The organism is Proteiniborus sp. (assembly GCF_040308045.1).
Lineage (GTDB): Bacteria > Bacillota > Clostridia > Tissierellales > Proteiniboraceae > Proteiniborus.
In genome coordinates, this window is the sequence record NZ_JAWRHZ010000030.1 from 16,608 (window position 1) to 31,001 (window position 14,394).

Below are 14,394 nucleotides of genomic sequence, written 5' to 3' on the forward strand. Positions count from 1 at the left end.
TCTATACTCCAATTTCTCTTAATTTGCATGCAATTTCATAGGCACTTAAATTAGTCTTAAAAAGAGGTATCCCTACTTCCATTGCCTTATCAATAGTATCCTTTTCTATTTCCATACCTTCAACAATTATTATACCTGTCAAATCAACTAGTGTTGCTACTGCTATAATGTTTATATGAGTTTGAATAGTAATCCATAAAAAGTTCTGCTGTGCCTTTGACATCACTATACTTAGTAAATCTCCTATATAGATTCCCTCTACTTGTCTTATTGGCAATTCAAATTCAGTAACAACTTCAAGCTCAATTTTATCAACTATCTCCGATAGATTCATATACTGCCTCCATTATATTTCTTTTTTTCTGATTTTTTCTTTTAAAATAAAAATACAATCATCTATCTTAGCTTTCCCTCTAACAATGTCTTCTGCAAGAGCATTGCAGGAAGGAGCACCACACGAGCCACAGTCAATCCCCGGTAGCTCTTTTCGTATTAAGCCTATTAGTTCAATCTTTTTCATAGCTTTGTGGATATCATTGTCTAAAATCAATATAGCCTTTGGAGTTATCTTTTCAGTCCAATTAACAAGCTCTTGACCTATTATTTCATTTATATATTCGTCATCTACTATTTCATTTCCTGCTGAAGTTCTTGCAATATTTCTTATCCTAGCTTTTGCAATAAAAGGATTCTCTACATTTAAAGGCCCACCTACGCATCCTCCTACACAAGCTAGTCCTTCAAAATAATCAATATTATTGAGTTTACCAAGTTCAATCTCCTCTAAAACTTTGATGACATTTTCAATTCCATCAACTGCTATATAATTTTCTACTCCTATGGCATAGCTCTGACCACCAACTCTACTCCATCCAACTCCCTTGGGTGATGCCTTAATAAAATCTTCATCTTCCCGTGTTTTTTTGGCATTTTTTACTATATCACCATATATAGACTTAATTGACAATGCTCCATTAACATAAGATTTTTTTATCCCAATGGGCCGTTTGATGCTAGTTACTTTTGCAGGACACTGTGCTAAATAAAAAACTCCAATGTCATCAAAGTTTAATCCATACCCTTTCATAACTTTCGTTTTAGCAATTCTGGCTGCCACTTCCATTGGAGATTCAACTTTTATAATATTATCAATTAAGGATGGAAACCTTACTTGAATAATTCTTAAAATAGCAGGACACAAAGAAGATATTGCTGGTTTTTGAAGACTTTTATTTTTCAAAATGTCCTTTATGGCAACAGTTAATACATCAGCAGCACATCCTTCATCAAATACTAAATCAAAACCCAAAGATTTTATTCCTGAAAAAACCTTATTCATATCTGTGTCCACACTAAATTGTCCATATAATGACATTGGTGAAATAGCAATATTAAATTTGTAATTTTCTAATGCACTTAGATCATCTGCAATAACATCTTGTGCATGATAAGGACAAACCCTTATGCATTCTCCACAGTCAATACATCTGTCCTTTGTAATGACTGCCTTTTTATCTCTTATTCTTATAGCCTCTGTTGGACATCTTCTCATACAGTTTGTACAACCATTACATTTTTTATTGTCTAACACTACAGAGTGAAAATATTCTTTCAAGTTAATCACCCACTAGTTATTTTCTAATTATGCTTAATATAGATTATCATTGAAACTAAAGTTTCTTTATTCTCACAAGAGTTGATGTCAAAAACATCAGAACATTTTTTCATATTAGGGATACCCATTCCTGCTCCAAACCCCAACTCTCGTACCATGTTCGAGGCAGTAGAATATCCCTCTTGCATTGCTAAATTAATATCCTTTATTCCTGGTCCTTCATCATGAGCATTAATCTCGATCTTATCGGTAGATATTGTTACTATAATCCTACCTCCATATGAGTGAATTACTATATTCATTTCTGCTTCATAAGTTGCTATGGCAACTCTTCTAACTATTTTAGAATCAATACCTAAGTGATTTAATACCTTTTTCACATTACTTGATGCCTCTCCTGCACTTTTAAAATCATTTTGTGCTATTTCATATTCTAATGTGATTTTATCATTGTTTCCATCCATTATCTTAACACGCCCTCTATCATTACTCCCCTTAGTCCATTTTCGTAAAGCTTACCACTTGTAGTATAAAGAGTATACTCTGTAGTCATAATCGCTATGTCTTTTTCTAGGGCTAGGTCTAATAAATCCTTGCTAGGCATCTTTCCCCTTACGAAGACTATAGCAAAAAGATCAGCGACTTCAGCAGTTCTTATAACCTGCGGATTAGTAAGACCAGTTAATAATATTGTTTTTTCATTAATAAACGCAAGAACATCACTCATTAAATCAGAGCCGAATGCTGAATATACTTCTCTGTCTAAAAACTCATCACCAACTAGGACATCTGCATCTAATATGTCCCTAATTTCACTTAATTTCATTATCTCACCCCAATCTTAGTTCTAAAAAATACTTATCATTCTAATAATTACTAAATAAATCTATACTATATAGTATTTGATTTGCACAACAGAAAACATTCTTAGTAATAACTAGATAAATATATTGATAATTTTATGTCAGTTCAGAGTAAAAAAACAGAAAATTTAGTTATATGAAGTTGCTAATTTAGAGCCAAAAGGTAGAAATTTAGCTCATAACTATTAGCCTAATTTAAATTCTTAGTCTGGTCTTATAATTTTTTCTTTACTAGATAATGTATTTACAAAGGCATCCTCATACAATTTTCTTATTTTATCTAAGTAATTATAAGCTTCATCTTTAATCTGAAATTCACCTGCAAACACCTTGTAAGACTCTTCATTATTAACAATATATCCGTCATTTATATTGTTTTCTTTTAGTTCTTTAACTAGAGCCTCAGCATTTGTAATACTACTAAAATTACCTACCTGTACACTATAAAATGTAGTTTCTTCAATAACACCTGCCGTTCCTTGTGTTTCTTCTGTTGGTACTACTTCGGTTACATTTTCGTTATCAGTAATATTAGTATCGATATTAAATTCATTATCACTTTTCTCTTCTTCACCTAATCCTTCTTCTATCGTGTTTATGGTTTTCTGCTCCTCTGCAAGTCTAGGTAATATTACATTTTGTACTAACCCAAAAGCTAGCACAATAGAAATAATAGGTGCAACTACAAAAAATGCAAAAATTGTATAAAGCCTGTCCTTATTGTTTCTGTTTACTCTCCTTCCAGCATTTCGTCTCATGATCTTGCCCTCCTTTTTCTTTATATTATAGGTTATGACAACTATCTCAATTTAATTATCAAAAAAATAATTTTGTCATAATAAAATAGAAAAAAGATTTAGGCATTTTGTCTGGTTGTAATATATCTAACTATTCCATTTATTCTATATTTGACTTCTTTTTCCTGCTTTTTTTTGAAATTTCAAAAATTATTTTAAAATTTGTATTCTTTTATCGAAATACATGAAACATATTATATATATCATAAGCTAACATTACATTATTCATTAGAAAAATTATGTAATAAAAAAGATGTATAATTATTAGTAACATAATAATTATACATCTTTTTTATTTATGGTGCAGGACACGAGACTCGAACTCGTACGGTCGTTGACCGCTACCCCCTCAAGATAGTGCGTCTGCCTATTCCGCCAGTCCTGCATTAAATAGCAAGTATAGTTTAATACTTGCTACTCTAACAATCTAATTTTTAAGGTTAACGAATTTATTATAACTATTAATTAAACATGTGTCAACTGTAAATATAGGTTATTGTGGTGTCTTTTCTTTATCATGCAATTTCATAGGAATATACCATTTTACAATATCATTATACATATTAAAATCATTGGGGCTAATTTCACCATGGATTTTGCTATTAGCCAATATAGATGAATTACAAAAAAACAAACTAACATAAGGAAGTTCATCGATTATCAAGTCTTGAATTTGCTCATAAACTTTCTTTTTATCTTCAGATTTGTAGGTATTTTGGGCAAGAGATAATAGTTCATCCATTTTTTCATTATTGTACCCAATAAAATTCATACCTCCGTTTATTTGAGAAGAATGAAAAGCAAATGACAAATCTGGAATATAAGATAATTCCCATCCAAGTAGTACCATGTCATATGAGCCAGATGTTACTTTTTGCATAAAATTCGCCCATTGAGTTTCTTTGATTTCTTCGCTTAAGTTCTCCTGTTTATTTTCATTATAGTCTTTTATTACTTTTATCCCCAAATCGGTTAAGTTCTTTGCAATAATATTTGCAGTTTCTCTTCTCAAGTCATTATATGAATTGGTTGTTAATCTTATTGTAAGTTGTTTCCCATCGGCATCCTCAAAGAAACCATCTCCATCTATGTCATTCCAACCTGCTGATACTATAATTTGTCTAGCCTTATTTACATTATATCCATATGAATTTGCCTCATCTGATAATAACCAAGAATCAGGATGTATAGGTACGTCATTTCTAGTTGCATGACCTAGATAGATTTTTTGTATTATAGATTGTCTATCTATGCCATAAGCTATAGCTTTTCTTAAGGCTTTACCTTTTTCTCCAATAAAAATTCCCTCTCTAAAATTAAACCCTAAAAACTCATATTTGTTTGACGCATATTCATAGATTTCAACTCTTTTATTTTGAGCATACTTTTCCCAATCTACTCCTAAGCTCGTTACTAAATCAATTTGTCCTGACTCAAAAGAAATAATAGCTAATTTCTCATCCTTCAAAGCCTTTCCTATAATCCTTGATATATATGGTTTATCTCCCCAGTAATCCTTATAAGATTCTAGAGTAACATTCTTAAATTTATTAACCTCGATTTCTTTATAAGGCCCTGTTCCTATAGGTATATAGCCATCTTTTTGTAGTGCTTTATCATAGGCAGATTTTATATCTCTCCCCTGTACAAACATATGTCTAGGAATAATAGGAAAAATTAATTCTTCTAATAAACCTCCATATGGTTTATTGAAAGTTAATTTCAAATTATAATTATCAATTACCCTTACTTCCTTTATATTTCTTAAGGATTCTGAGGTTTTTATTATATCAGATAAATTGTTTGCTAGATTATTGTTAGTCAATCCATATTTCAAAGTATCTATTGTAAATTTAACGTCTTCTGCAGTAAAATTTTCACCATCATGCCATTTGATATTTTCTTTTAGCTTAATATTTAAAGCCAAGCCATCTGAGTCATAGTTATAGTTTTCTGCCAAAATATTTTTTACTTTAAAATCACTACCTATATCAAATAATCCTTCAAATATTAATTTATTAAAATTATATAAATAACTATCTGTGATTAATAATGGATTAAGTGTTATTACATAAGATATTGGCAACACTAGTTCCCCACCATACTCTGGCCCAATATCAACAGCTTCATCAGTTTCCATTTCAGGGTCACTTATATTATCAAAATTATCATTCAGCCTACAACCGCCCAAAAATATTATCTGAAATACCACTAACAATAGACAAACTTGTCTCTTGTACTTCAATTCGTTTTCCTCCTTAAAGCTAGAGCATTTTAACAAGCTTAGGATTCTCAACTATCCCTGGTATTCTTCCTCTTTTTGCAATTGCCACACCTTCAACCTCTTTTATATCCATAGTCATATCAATTGCAGGTGCTCCAGAAATATAACTGCCCACTCCAAAAGAATCTACTCCTGCCTCAGCTAATATTTTGATTTTCTCTGGTTTCAATCCACCTGACACGAAAATTTTAACCCAGTTATATCCACCGATATCAAGCCTAGCCCTTAGCTCTCTAACCAAATCAGCAGTAACCCCACCTCTTTCACTAGGAGTATCTAATCTTATTCCATATAGTTTTCTTCCCATTTCCTTAACTAATCTTAAAGTCTCTTCGACTTCATCTTTAAATGTATCTACAAGGACTATCCTCTTGTATGATTCTGCCATTACTTCATCATACTTCTGAGCTACTGAAAGAGTATCACCTGCTACTAAAAACGCTGCATGAGGTAAAGTCCCAGCTGGATTCTCACCTATCAATTTTGCAGCCAAAATATTACTCACAGAACTAGCTCCTCCAATTCTAGCTGCTCTCTCCATAACAGGTGCAACTGAAGGATGAACGTGTCTCGTACCAAAACATATAAATGGTCTATCTCCACAGGCTTCTTTAATTTCCTTAGCTGCAGTTGCCCACCCACTTGGACTAGCTAAACATCCTAGTATAGTAGATTCAAAAATGGCAAACTTATCATATGGCCCTTTTATTCTAACTAAGGTTTCTTTAGGTTGAAACTCTTTTCCTTCTTCAAGAGCCCACATCTCGACACCCTTGTCTTTCAAAATATTTCTAACTTCTTCAATGCCTACAAGAACTCCTGGTTTTCTAGCAAAAATCTCAGCAACAACTTCCTTATCGCCGATTCCCATACTTCCTAGAACATCCATTGTAGTAAAAAAATAAATATCTGTAGTCAAGCCTGCAAGAATATCTTCATGCTGTGCAGAATGCAGCAATCTTTTATCCCTATTTATATCATAATTCTGTACATCCTTTATGCTTTTTAAGTAGCTCACAGTATTCATCCTCTCTTTTTATAATAAACTTACTTTTGTTTTACAGTTAATTTCATCTCAACTATAAGTATAACAATTTTAATTTTGATTTAAAGGTAAGTTATTTTTTTAACTAAGTTTTTATTAGTCACTTCATAATAATAAAATCCTTTACTCTTAATTATAATAAAAAAAATCAGAGTTATATAGCTTTTTATATATATCGTACGATTTTATAACTTTTTTTAGATATAATTCAGTTTCTTTAAATGGTATGTGTTTAAGGCTTTTACCATCATCGCTATAATTACTATCATTAAGCCACTTAGTAACATTTCCACTTCCTCCATTATAAGCAGCTAATACAAGTTCCAAATTATTTTCAAATTGAGAATTAAGCTTATTTAAATACCAACAGCCAATTTCAATATTAATATCTGGTTCATATAAAAGCTCATCTTTGTAACCTGAAATCCCAATTTCTGCAGCTCCCCATTTCCCGGTTATAGGAGATATTTGCATCAAGCCCCTAGCTTCTTTAGGAGATAATGCATTTTTATTATATTTACTCTCAACTCTTATAACTGCAGCAACTAGAAAAGGGTCAATATCATATTTTTTTGAATAAGTAGCTATTTGTTCCTTATAATTTATAGGGTAAAGCGTTCTGCCAATCCATTTAAAACTCAATAGTACTGCTGTTACTATTACAATAGCAAAAAAAGCTTCTAAAAATTTTCTACATTTTATAGTTTTAATCTGCAACATTATCCCTCCAAAAACATCAGAACGCTTCCAAAGCCTTATTTACTTTACTAATAAGTTCCTCCACATTACCTGTATTATTTATGACAAAATTTGCATATTTTAATTTATCAATTATATGCATTTGAGCTTTTATTCTTCGCATTGCGCTTTTGTAATCAGTTTTATCTCTCTCAATAATCCTACTTAACTGGATTTCTGGATCTGCATAGACTAACCATATTTCATCAAAAGAAATCCCTTCTTTAGCAAGATTCTCTTTTTCTTCTATTAAAAGAGGAATATCAATGAAAACAACATTACTGGATTTGGAATAATGTAAGATTTCCTCCTTGATCCTACTATATATTAGTGGATGAATGATACTATTTAAAGTAAATCTTGAATTAGCATCACCAAACACAATATTACCTAGCTTTTTTCTGTCTATGCTTTTATCTCCAGTTAATATCTGTTTCCCAAAGGTTTCAACAATTTTATGATATGCAGGTTCTCCAATATTAACTACTTCTCTTGCAATCAAATCTGCATCTATAACTGGAAAACCTCTTTCTTTTATTATCTTTGAAACAGTGCTTTTACCTGTTCCTATCCCACCTGTTATTCCAATAATCTTGGTTTTATTTTGTATCATACCAACTATCACCTGTTTCCATATCAACTTTTAGTGGAACATTTAGGGAAATTGCACCTTCCATTAGTTCTTTTAAAAGAATTTTTATTTCTTCTACTTCATCTTTATAAGCTTCAATAATCAATTCGTCATGCACTTGTAGAATTAACCTGGATTTTAGCTGTCTCTTTTTCAACTCACTGTAGACATTAACCATTGCTAGCTTTATTATATCAGCAGCACTTCCTTGTATAGGAGTATTCATTGCCATTCTCTCTCCAAATGACCTAATATTGAAATTTCTTGAAGCCAATTCAGGTAAATATCTTCTTCTATGTAAAATAGTTTCAACATATCCCTTACTTTTTCCTTCGTCTACAATACTTTTCATGTATTCCTTTACTTTAACATAGTTTTTCAAATAATTATCTATATATATCTTAGCTTCTTTTCTTGAAATTTTTAAGTCTCTAGCAAGCCCATAATCGCTTATCCCATATACTATTCCAAAATTTACCGCCTTCGCTCTACTACGCATCAAAGGTGTAACCTCTTCAATACTGACATCGAACACTTCAGAAGCGGTTTTTCTATGAATATCCTCTCCAGTAAAAAATGCTTCTTTTAGCTTTGGATCATCTGAAATACTTGCCAAAACCCTAAGCTCTATTTGCGAATAGTCAGCATCTACTAAAACATAATCAATACTACTTGGTGTGAATACTTTTCTTATCTTTCTACCTTCCTCAGTTCTAATAGGTATGTTTTGAAGATTAGGCTCTGTACTACTAATTCTTCCTGTAGTTGTAATAGTTTGATTAAAACTTGAATGAACTTTTCCAGTACTTTCATCAATCACAGAAATCAATCCATCTACATAAGTAGATTTCAATTTAACTAATTGTCTATATTCCAATATCTTTTCTGCTATAGGATGTACCTCAGTTAGCTTTTCGAGAACCTCTGCATTAGTAGAATAGCCTGTCTTAGTCTTTTTGATTATAGGTAATTTTAATTTTTCAAATAATATCTCTCCTAATTGCTTAGGAGAATTTATATTGAATTCTTCTCCTGCGAATTCAAATATTGATTTTGTCAATACATCAATCTTGGAATCAAATTCTTTACCTAACTCTACTAATTTCCCAGCATCTACAGTAAAACCTTCATATTCCATATTTGCTAAAACGCTAATTAAAGGCAGTTCCACCTCATAAAATAATTCATTCATATTTTGTGACATAATTAACTCTTCAATAATATTTTTTACTCTCGAAATAACTTCTATTGCATTAGTTATATATAATACTCTATCATCTATTAGTAATTGTCCAAATGTTTTTTTGTTCTTTCCTGTGCCTAAAAGGTTTTCTTTGCTATCTATATTAATATTCAAATAATCCTTTGCTAATATTTTTAAGCTATAATCATTTTGTGATGGATTAAGTAAGTACTGTCCTATCATACTATCAAAGGCAATTCCCTTTAAATCTATTCCATATCTTAGAGTTACTAGAATCTCTTCTTTAATATTATGTCCTAGCTTTTTAAATTTGTCATCTTCTAAAACTACTTTGAATATACTAAAAAAATCTTCAATTCTTATGTCTTCCTCTACAAAATCCACATAATAATTTAAATTCTCAGAAGGCCTAATACATACACCTAATATATCATCTTTTAAAGGATAGTCTCCATCGATAATAAATTTTATAATAAAAGACTTAGATTTATCTATTTCTTGTAAAATATCTTCTAGATTTTCTTTTCGATTAATTATGTTAACCTTAGAAGCTAGCCTTTCTGTTTTTAATCCATCCTTTTTATTATCCTCTTTACTAGAGTTTAGCTTTCCTAATAAACTATTAAATTCTAATTTTTTGTAAATATTAAGAAGCTCCTGTGTATCTGGCTCCTCCAAAATGAGCTTATCTAAGGTTACCTTTATAGGTACTGATGTAATTATTTCAGATAGTCTCCTACTCATTATGGCTTGATTTTTATATTCTATTAATTTTTCTTTAAGTTTTTTGCTATCAATATTCTCAATATTGTCATATATTCCTTCAATAGATTCAAATTCTTTTAAAAGCTTGATTCCTGTTTTTTCTCCAATTCCAGGAACACCAGGGATATTATCTGATTTATCCCCCATTAATCCTTTTAAGTCGACGAACTGCTGTGGAGTAAGTTCGTACCTTTCAATAACTGCTTGCTTGTCATAAACCTCCATATTAGTTATGCCTTTTTTAGTAAGCAGTACTTTTGTTTTATCACTAGCTAACTGTAAATAATCTTTATCGCCAGTAACTAAGACAACCTCAAGACCATTTTCTTCTCCAAATTTAGAAAGAGTGCCTGCTAAATCATCTGCTTCAAATCCTTCAGCTTCAACTCTATGTATTTTCATATTATCTATTATTTCTTTTAATATTGGGAATTGCATTCCTAATTCATTAGGAGTTTTAGCTCTTCCTGCTTTATAGTCTTCAAATTCTATATGTCTAAATGTAGGTGCTTTTTTATCAAACACAACACTAATATAGTCAGGTTTGTACTCCTCAGTGACTTTATAAAACATTGTCAAAAAACCATACACTCCGTTTGTGTATACTCCATCCTTATTCATCAAAGGAGGTAATGCATGAAAAGCCCTATGAAGCAAGCTGTTCCCATCTATTATCATCAGTCTACCTTTTACCAATAATACCAACTCCTTAAAAACATATATATATTATTATATACTATATTTATTCTGTAAACCCTTATTTCTAAGTATATATTAAAACATATTATCAGTAAACAAATACAAAAAAATAGGAAGAGATTAATCTCCTCCCCATGCGCTACAAATATATTAATTTCATATTAATATGTTATTTTCTAAACAAGTAATAATCCATGTTATTAATTACCTTCTTCATTTACTACATTAATCTTAGTATCAATAGTCGACAATATTATTGAGTTGTCAATCTCTTCTAATGCTGATGATTCAGAATTGATTTCTTCTTTTACCTTTTTAAGTTCGTCTTCTACTAATAATTTATCTTTTTTATCCTCAGCTTTGTTTAATATCTCCATTAATAAATTTTCCTGGTCATAAAGACTCGTTAAGTTAGCCTCAATTCTATAGTAGTTTTCAGTAACGTCGTTTTGAACTGATTGCTCGTCTACTAGTCTACCAATTTGCCTTAGAAAATCTAAAGTTTCATCAAATTTATCACATGGAATCCTGATTTTAATCAAATAGCTTTTTTGTATAGTCCCAGTTTCATCTTCACTTGACTCTATATTTATACTTTCAATAAAGCCACCTTTTTCTTCTACATAATTAGTTATTAATTCTGATACTGAATTTGATTCATCTATGTTAATACTCAAATATGCCTCTTTTACAGATTTTCTGACATTACCTAAATTACTTCTTGAAGCCATTATACCAAAATCATTTAAAGGTTTGTCACCTTGAAGTTCATTCTCTTTTAATGGTGCACTGTTTACAGCAATGTTTGAGTCTTCTGTCCAGCTGTTTTCAAAAGTTTCAGTTTCAGGGCTTTCTGCTTCCATTATTCCCATAGTTTTATCTATATCCATTGATGCTTTATCTTCTTTACTCTCATTATCAATACTTTGAGTTACTGATTTGTCCTTAAGTGAGAAAGGAAGATTATCTGAGAACATACTGATACTAATAATCATAATAATAAGTCCTGCAGCTATAGAAGATATAACTCTCCAGTTTATTTTCTTTTCTTCTTTTGCTACTTCTTTAAGTTTTCGTCTAAGCTCAAATCTATAATTATCAGGTAACTCTACTTGTTCCTGGTCTCTTACACTTTTCAAAATATTAATCATATTTTCATATTCTTGTCTACATCTATCACATTTCAAAAAATGAAGTTCAAATTCTTTTTTATCTATTTCAGTCATTTCATCATCAATATATAAAGAAATTTTATCTACAAATTCATTACAGTTCATTCTATCCCTCCTTTCAATTATTAGACGATAGATTCTTTATTAAGTTCCATTTCTCTCATTAATATCTCTTTCAAGTTTTTCCTTGCTCTATTTATTCTTGATTTAACAGTACCAATAGAGCAATCTAATATGTTTGATATTTCTTCATAACTAAAACCTTGAATATCCCTAAGAACAATTACCACCCTGTGATTTTGTTCTAATTTATCTATAGAATTACTTACTAGCTCCTTTGTAAGTTTTTTTTCTAATATTTCTTCTGGAGTATCTGAGTCATCTTGTATGTCTCTTTCTATCTCACCATCATCTGTATGAATTGGATTATCTATAGAATATACATTATTATTCTTTTTCCTTAAAAAGTCTAAGCAAGTATTCGTCACTATTCTATATAGCCATGTGGAAAATGCCGACTCAAAATTAAAGGTTTTTATTGACTTGAAAACCTTTATAAATGCCTCTTGTGATACATCCATTGCATCTTCCGGATTTTTTAACATCTTTAAAGCTATATTATATGCTGTTTTCTCGTGTTTTTCTATTAGTTCATCAAAAGCTTTCAAGTTCCCGCTCATGCACTTCTTAATCAGTTTTTGCTCCCTGTCAAACATTTATTCACCCCTTCCCACAAACGCCTTATGAAATTATTATTATAATGACTTTCTTTACTTTTCAAACCTAAATCCTATTTTATCATTTTTGGGATTATTTTGCACAAAAAAACTTTTGGTTTTAAAAAGCTAAACCAAAAGTTTTTAGAATCAATCTTCCATAATCATTCTTGCAATTATTTTTTCAAAAACCCTATTTTTTGCTTACAATTTGTTTAGATTTGTAGACACCTTCTTTTTTCAAGATAAATTTTAGTATTATAGTAATCTTTTATAACTTTAAAACAGTTTGGTAACCTACTCAAATTGTAGTACTCTTGCTCTTCTTGCAATAAGCTTTGTATCTGACTCATGCATCCGCAATAATCAGTTGCGTTTACTTGACACTCGCATAATATTTTTGCTAATATCTCCCTTGGAACTAAAGGTTCATTAGCACCAACTCTTCCTTTATAAATAATATCCTTATATGTAATATATGGTTCACTAAAGACTTCAATATATCTATCCTTTGTATGTATATTAGATGTTAAGTTTGTTTGCAGTAATAAATCATTCAAATTTATATAAGTCTTTCCGCCAACAGTTTTACAATCTAATGAATTATTATTTAATTTAACTTTCGCTTTCTCTTGAGAAGCAATAGTTTCTTGCCCAAACATATTTGATAAGCTTTCTATAGAAATATCTGTATCTCCTTCAATGCTTATTATTTCTCCTTTTACAAGCTTATTGTTAAATAGAAAATAATCAAATCCGTAATCAATTGTTTGTTGGTTTTGATTTACTTTATGATTCCCTCCAAGATTTATTTCTAATACATTTATAGGTACATATCTTCTCTCGTTATTCTCAACTATAGGAATATCCTTATTAAAAATAGTAACTACTTCCCTAGTTTCAGTATCATTAATGTCTATATTAAAAAAGCTACATATCTTATCTAAGTTTACATGTAGAGTATTATCAATGAGAATAACATCATTAGTAATATATTTGCCATTTATTAAATAAATCCATCTATCAGAAAAAACAACAACCTCTTTGTTAATTAGTTTTTTTAATGTATTTAATTTGCTTCTTTCAATCTTTTCTTTTAGATTAAGCTCAGCTAATTTCTCTTCAACTTTTTTAAGAAAATCTGGTACTTTTGAATAATAATCAGGATACACAACAATTACAGGATTAATTTCATCTATATCTTTTTCTACTACAATAGGTTCATATTTTACTATAACAGGCACTCCTATATTTACCTTTTCATATAGTTCTTTTACGTCTTTATCATACATTCTAATGCATCCTGCTGATACAAATTTTCCTATGGATTTAGGATTGTTATTTCCATGAACACCATATGAAGGTTTAAAACCTATCCATCTGCTTCCTAAAGGGTTCTGAGGACTACCTCCAGCAATTTTCTGCTTTGAATAGTATGGATTTATTACCTTATTTATAACCTTAAATTCTCCAATGGGGGTTTGACTGTTGGCCTTTCCTACAGCTACTGGATACTTCTTTAATACACTATTATTTTCTATAAAATATAGACTTCTAGATGGTATATCTATTTCAATTCTGCAATGTTTAGATGATAATTGAGATTGTGCTTCACTTTTAACTGAGAATAATAGCACTAATATTGATAATATAATTAATAATTTCCTCATGAATCTCCTCCTACATGCATGTATTAATATTTACTTCATGTAAGAAGAGTTTATGCAATTTTAGATATATTTATCACATATAACACTATTAACATTAAAAGTAATAATACTTAGAATAATCTCCTTAATTTTCATAATTAGCCTTCATAAAAACTATTGATTTTTCATTTCATTTGTGTTAACATATCCTTTGTA

At 30.2% G+C, this 14,394-nt stretch carries 13 protein-coding genes and 1 tRNA gene; all 14 read right to left on the reverse strand.

Features of this window, described 5'->3' with window-relative positions; all coding sequences use genetic code 11:
- Nucleotide 1: 1 nt before the first annotated feature.
- The gene (locus ABV008_RS05520) at nucleotides 2-334 is read right to left on the reverse strand and encodes an AraC family transcriptional regulator (RefSeq protein ID WP_352418822.1); all 333 of its coding nucleotides are present in this window, start codon (nucleotides 332-334) and stop codon (nucleotides 2-4) included.
- Nucleotides 335-346: 12 nt separating this feature from the next.
- Nucleotides 347-1,615, reverse strand: coding sequence for a [Fe-Fe] hydrogenase large subunit C-terminal domain-containing protein (locus ABV008_RS05525; protein ID WP_352418823.1), 1,269 nt, complete (start codon nucleotides 1,613-1,615; stop codon nucleotides 347-349).
- A 23-nt stretch (nucleotides 1,616-1,638) separates the two neighbouring features.
- Nucleotides 1,639-2,079, reverse strand: coding sequence for an ATP-binding protein (locus ABV008_RS05530; RefSeq protein WP_352418824.1), 441 nt, complete (start codon nucleotides 2,077-2,079; stop codon nucleotides 1,639-1,641).
- Nucleotides 2,079-2,441: a DRTGG domain-containing protein gene (locus tag ABV008_RS05535; RefSeq protein ID WP_352418825.1), complete on the reverse strand. Its 363-nt coding sequence runs from the start codon at nucleotides 2,439-2,441 to the stop codon at nucleotides 2,079-2,081. Before ABV008_RS05535 ends, ABV008_RS05530 begins: the two co-directional genes overlap by 1 nt.
- Before the next feature lie 240 nt (nucleotides 2,442-2,681).
- Nucleotides 2,682-3,236: an SPOR domain-containing protein gene (locus ABV008_RS05540; RefSeq protein ID WP_352418826.1), complete on the reverse strand. Its 555-nt coding sequence runs from the start codon at nucleotides 3,234-3,236 to the stop codon at nucleotides 2,682-2,684.
- A 338-nt stretch (nucleotides 3,237-3,574) separates the two neighbouring features.
- Nucleotides 3,575-3,660 (reverse strand) — tRNA-Leu (locus ABV008_RS05545).
- Between the two features lie 108 nt (nucleotides 3,661-3,768).
- Nucleotides 3,769-5,520, reverse strand: coding sequence for a peptide ABC transporter substrate-binding protein (locus tag ABV008_RS05550; protein ID WP_352418827.1), 1,752 nt, complete (start codon nucleotides 5,518-5,520; stop codon nucleotides 3,769-3,771).
- Nucleotides 5,521-5,539: 19 nt separating this feature from the next.
- Nucleotides 5,540-6,586, reverse strand: coding sequence for a nicotinate phosphoribosyltransferase (locus tag ABV008_RS05555; protein WP_502929745.1), 1,047 nt, complete (start codon nucleotides 6,584-6,586; stop codon nucleotides 5,540-5,542).
- 147 nt (nucleotides 6,587-6,733) lie between these two features.
- The gene (locus ABV008_RS05560) at nucleotides 6,734-7,321 is read right to left on the reverse strand and encodes a lytic transglycosylase domain-containing protein (RefSeq protein ID WP_352418829.1); all 588 of its coding nucleotides are present in this window, start codon (nucleotides 7,319-7,321) and stop codon (nucleotides 6,734-6,736) included.
- A 19-nt stretch (nucleotides 7,322-7,340) separates the two neighbouring features.
- Nucleotides 7,341-7,955 carry a dephospho-CoA kinase gene (gene coaE, locus ABV008_RS05565; RefSeq protein ID WP_352418830.1) on the reverse strand — a complete coding sequence of 205 codons (615 nt, stop codon included), beginning with the start codon at nucleotides 7,953-7,955 and terminating at the stop codon, nucleotides 7,341-7,343.
- Nucleotides 7,942-10,620: a DNA polymerase I gene (gene polA / locus ABV008_RS05570; protein WP_502929750.1), complete on the reverse strand. Its 2,679-nt coding sequence runs from the start codon at nucleotides 10,618-10,620 to the stop codon at nucleotides 7,942-7,944. Before polA ends, coaE begins: the two co-directional genes overlap by 14 nt.
- Before the next feature lie 221 nt (nucleotides 10,621-10,841).
- Entirely contained in the window at nucleotides 10,842-11,918 is a 1,077-nt protein-coding gene (locus ABV008_RS05575; RefSeq protein WP_352418832.1) for a DUF4349 domain-containing protein, read from the reverse strand.
- Between the two features lie 20 nt (nucleotides 11,919-11,938).
- Nucleotides 11,939-12,529 (reverse strand): RNA polymerase sigma factor, encoded by a 591-nt coding sequence (locus ABV008_RS05580; protein WP_352418833.1) that lies wholly within the window; start codon nucleotides 12,527-12,529, stop codon nucleotides 11,939-11,941.
- A 215-nt stretch (nucleotides 12,530-12,744) separates the two neighbouring features.
- Nucleotides 12,745-14,199 carry a L,D-transpeptidase gene (locus tag ABV008_RS05585; RefSeq protein ID WP_352418834.1) on the reverse strand — a complete coding sequence of 485 codons (1,455 nt, stop codon included), beginning with the start codon at nucleotides 14,197-14,199 and terminating at the stop codon, nucleotides 12,745-12,747.
- Nucleotides 14,200-14,394 lie beyond the last annotated feature (195 nt).

What these genes read in the sequence shown, in the direction of transcription:
- ABV008_RS05585 (WP_352418834.1), bottom strand. Translation starts at nt 14,199, where the DNA reads ATGAGGAAATTATTAATTATATTATCAATATTAGTGCTATTATTCTCA.
- ABV008_RS05530 (WP_352418824.1), bottom strand. Translation starts at nt 2,079, where the DNA reads ATGGATGGAAACAATGATAAAATCACATTAGAATATGAAATAGCACAA.
- ABV008_RS05575 (WP_352418832.1), bottom strand. Translation starts at nt 11,918, where the DNA reads ATGAACTGTAATGAATTTGTAGATAAAATTTCTTTATATATTGATGAT.
- ABV008_RS05535 (WP_352418825.1), bottom strand. Translation starts at nt 2,441, where the DNA reads ATGAAATTAAGTGAAATTAGGGACATATTAGATGCAGATGTCCTAGTT.
- ABV008_RS05520 (WP_352418822.1), bottom strand. Translation starts at nt 334, where the DNA reads ATGAATCTATCGGAGATAGTTGATAAAATTGAGCTTGAAGTTGTTACT.
- polA (WP_502929750.1), bottom strand. Translation starts at nt 10,620, where the DNA reads ATGATAATAGATGGGAACAGCTTGCTTCATAGGGCTTTTCATGCATTA.
- ABV008_RS05555 (WP_502929745.1), bottom strand. Translation starts at nt 6,586, where the DNA reads ATGAATACTGTGAGCTACTTAAAAAGCATAAAGGATGTACAGAATTAT.
- ABV008_RS05580 (WP_352418833.1), bottom strand. Translation starts at nt 12,529, where the DNA reads ATGTTTGACAGGGAGCAAAAACTGATTAAGAAGTGCATGAGCGGGAAC.
- coaE (WP_352418830.1), bottom strand. Translation starts at nt 7,955, where the DNA reads ATGATACAAAATAAAACCAAGATTATTGGAATAACAGGTGGGATAGGA.
- ABV008_RS05540 (WP_352418826.1), bottom strand. Translation starts at nt 3,236, where the DNA reads ATGAGACGAAATGCTGGAAGGAGAGTAAACAGAAACAATAAGGACAGG.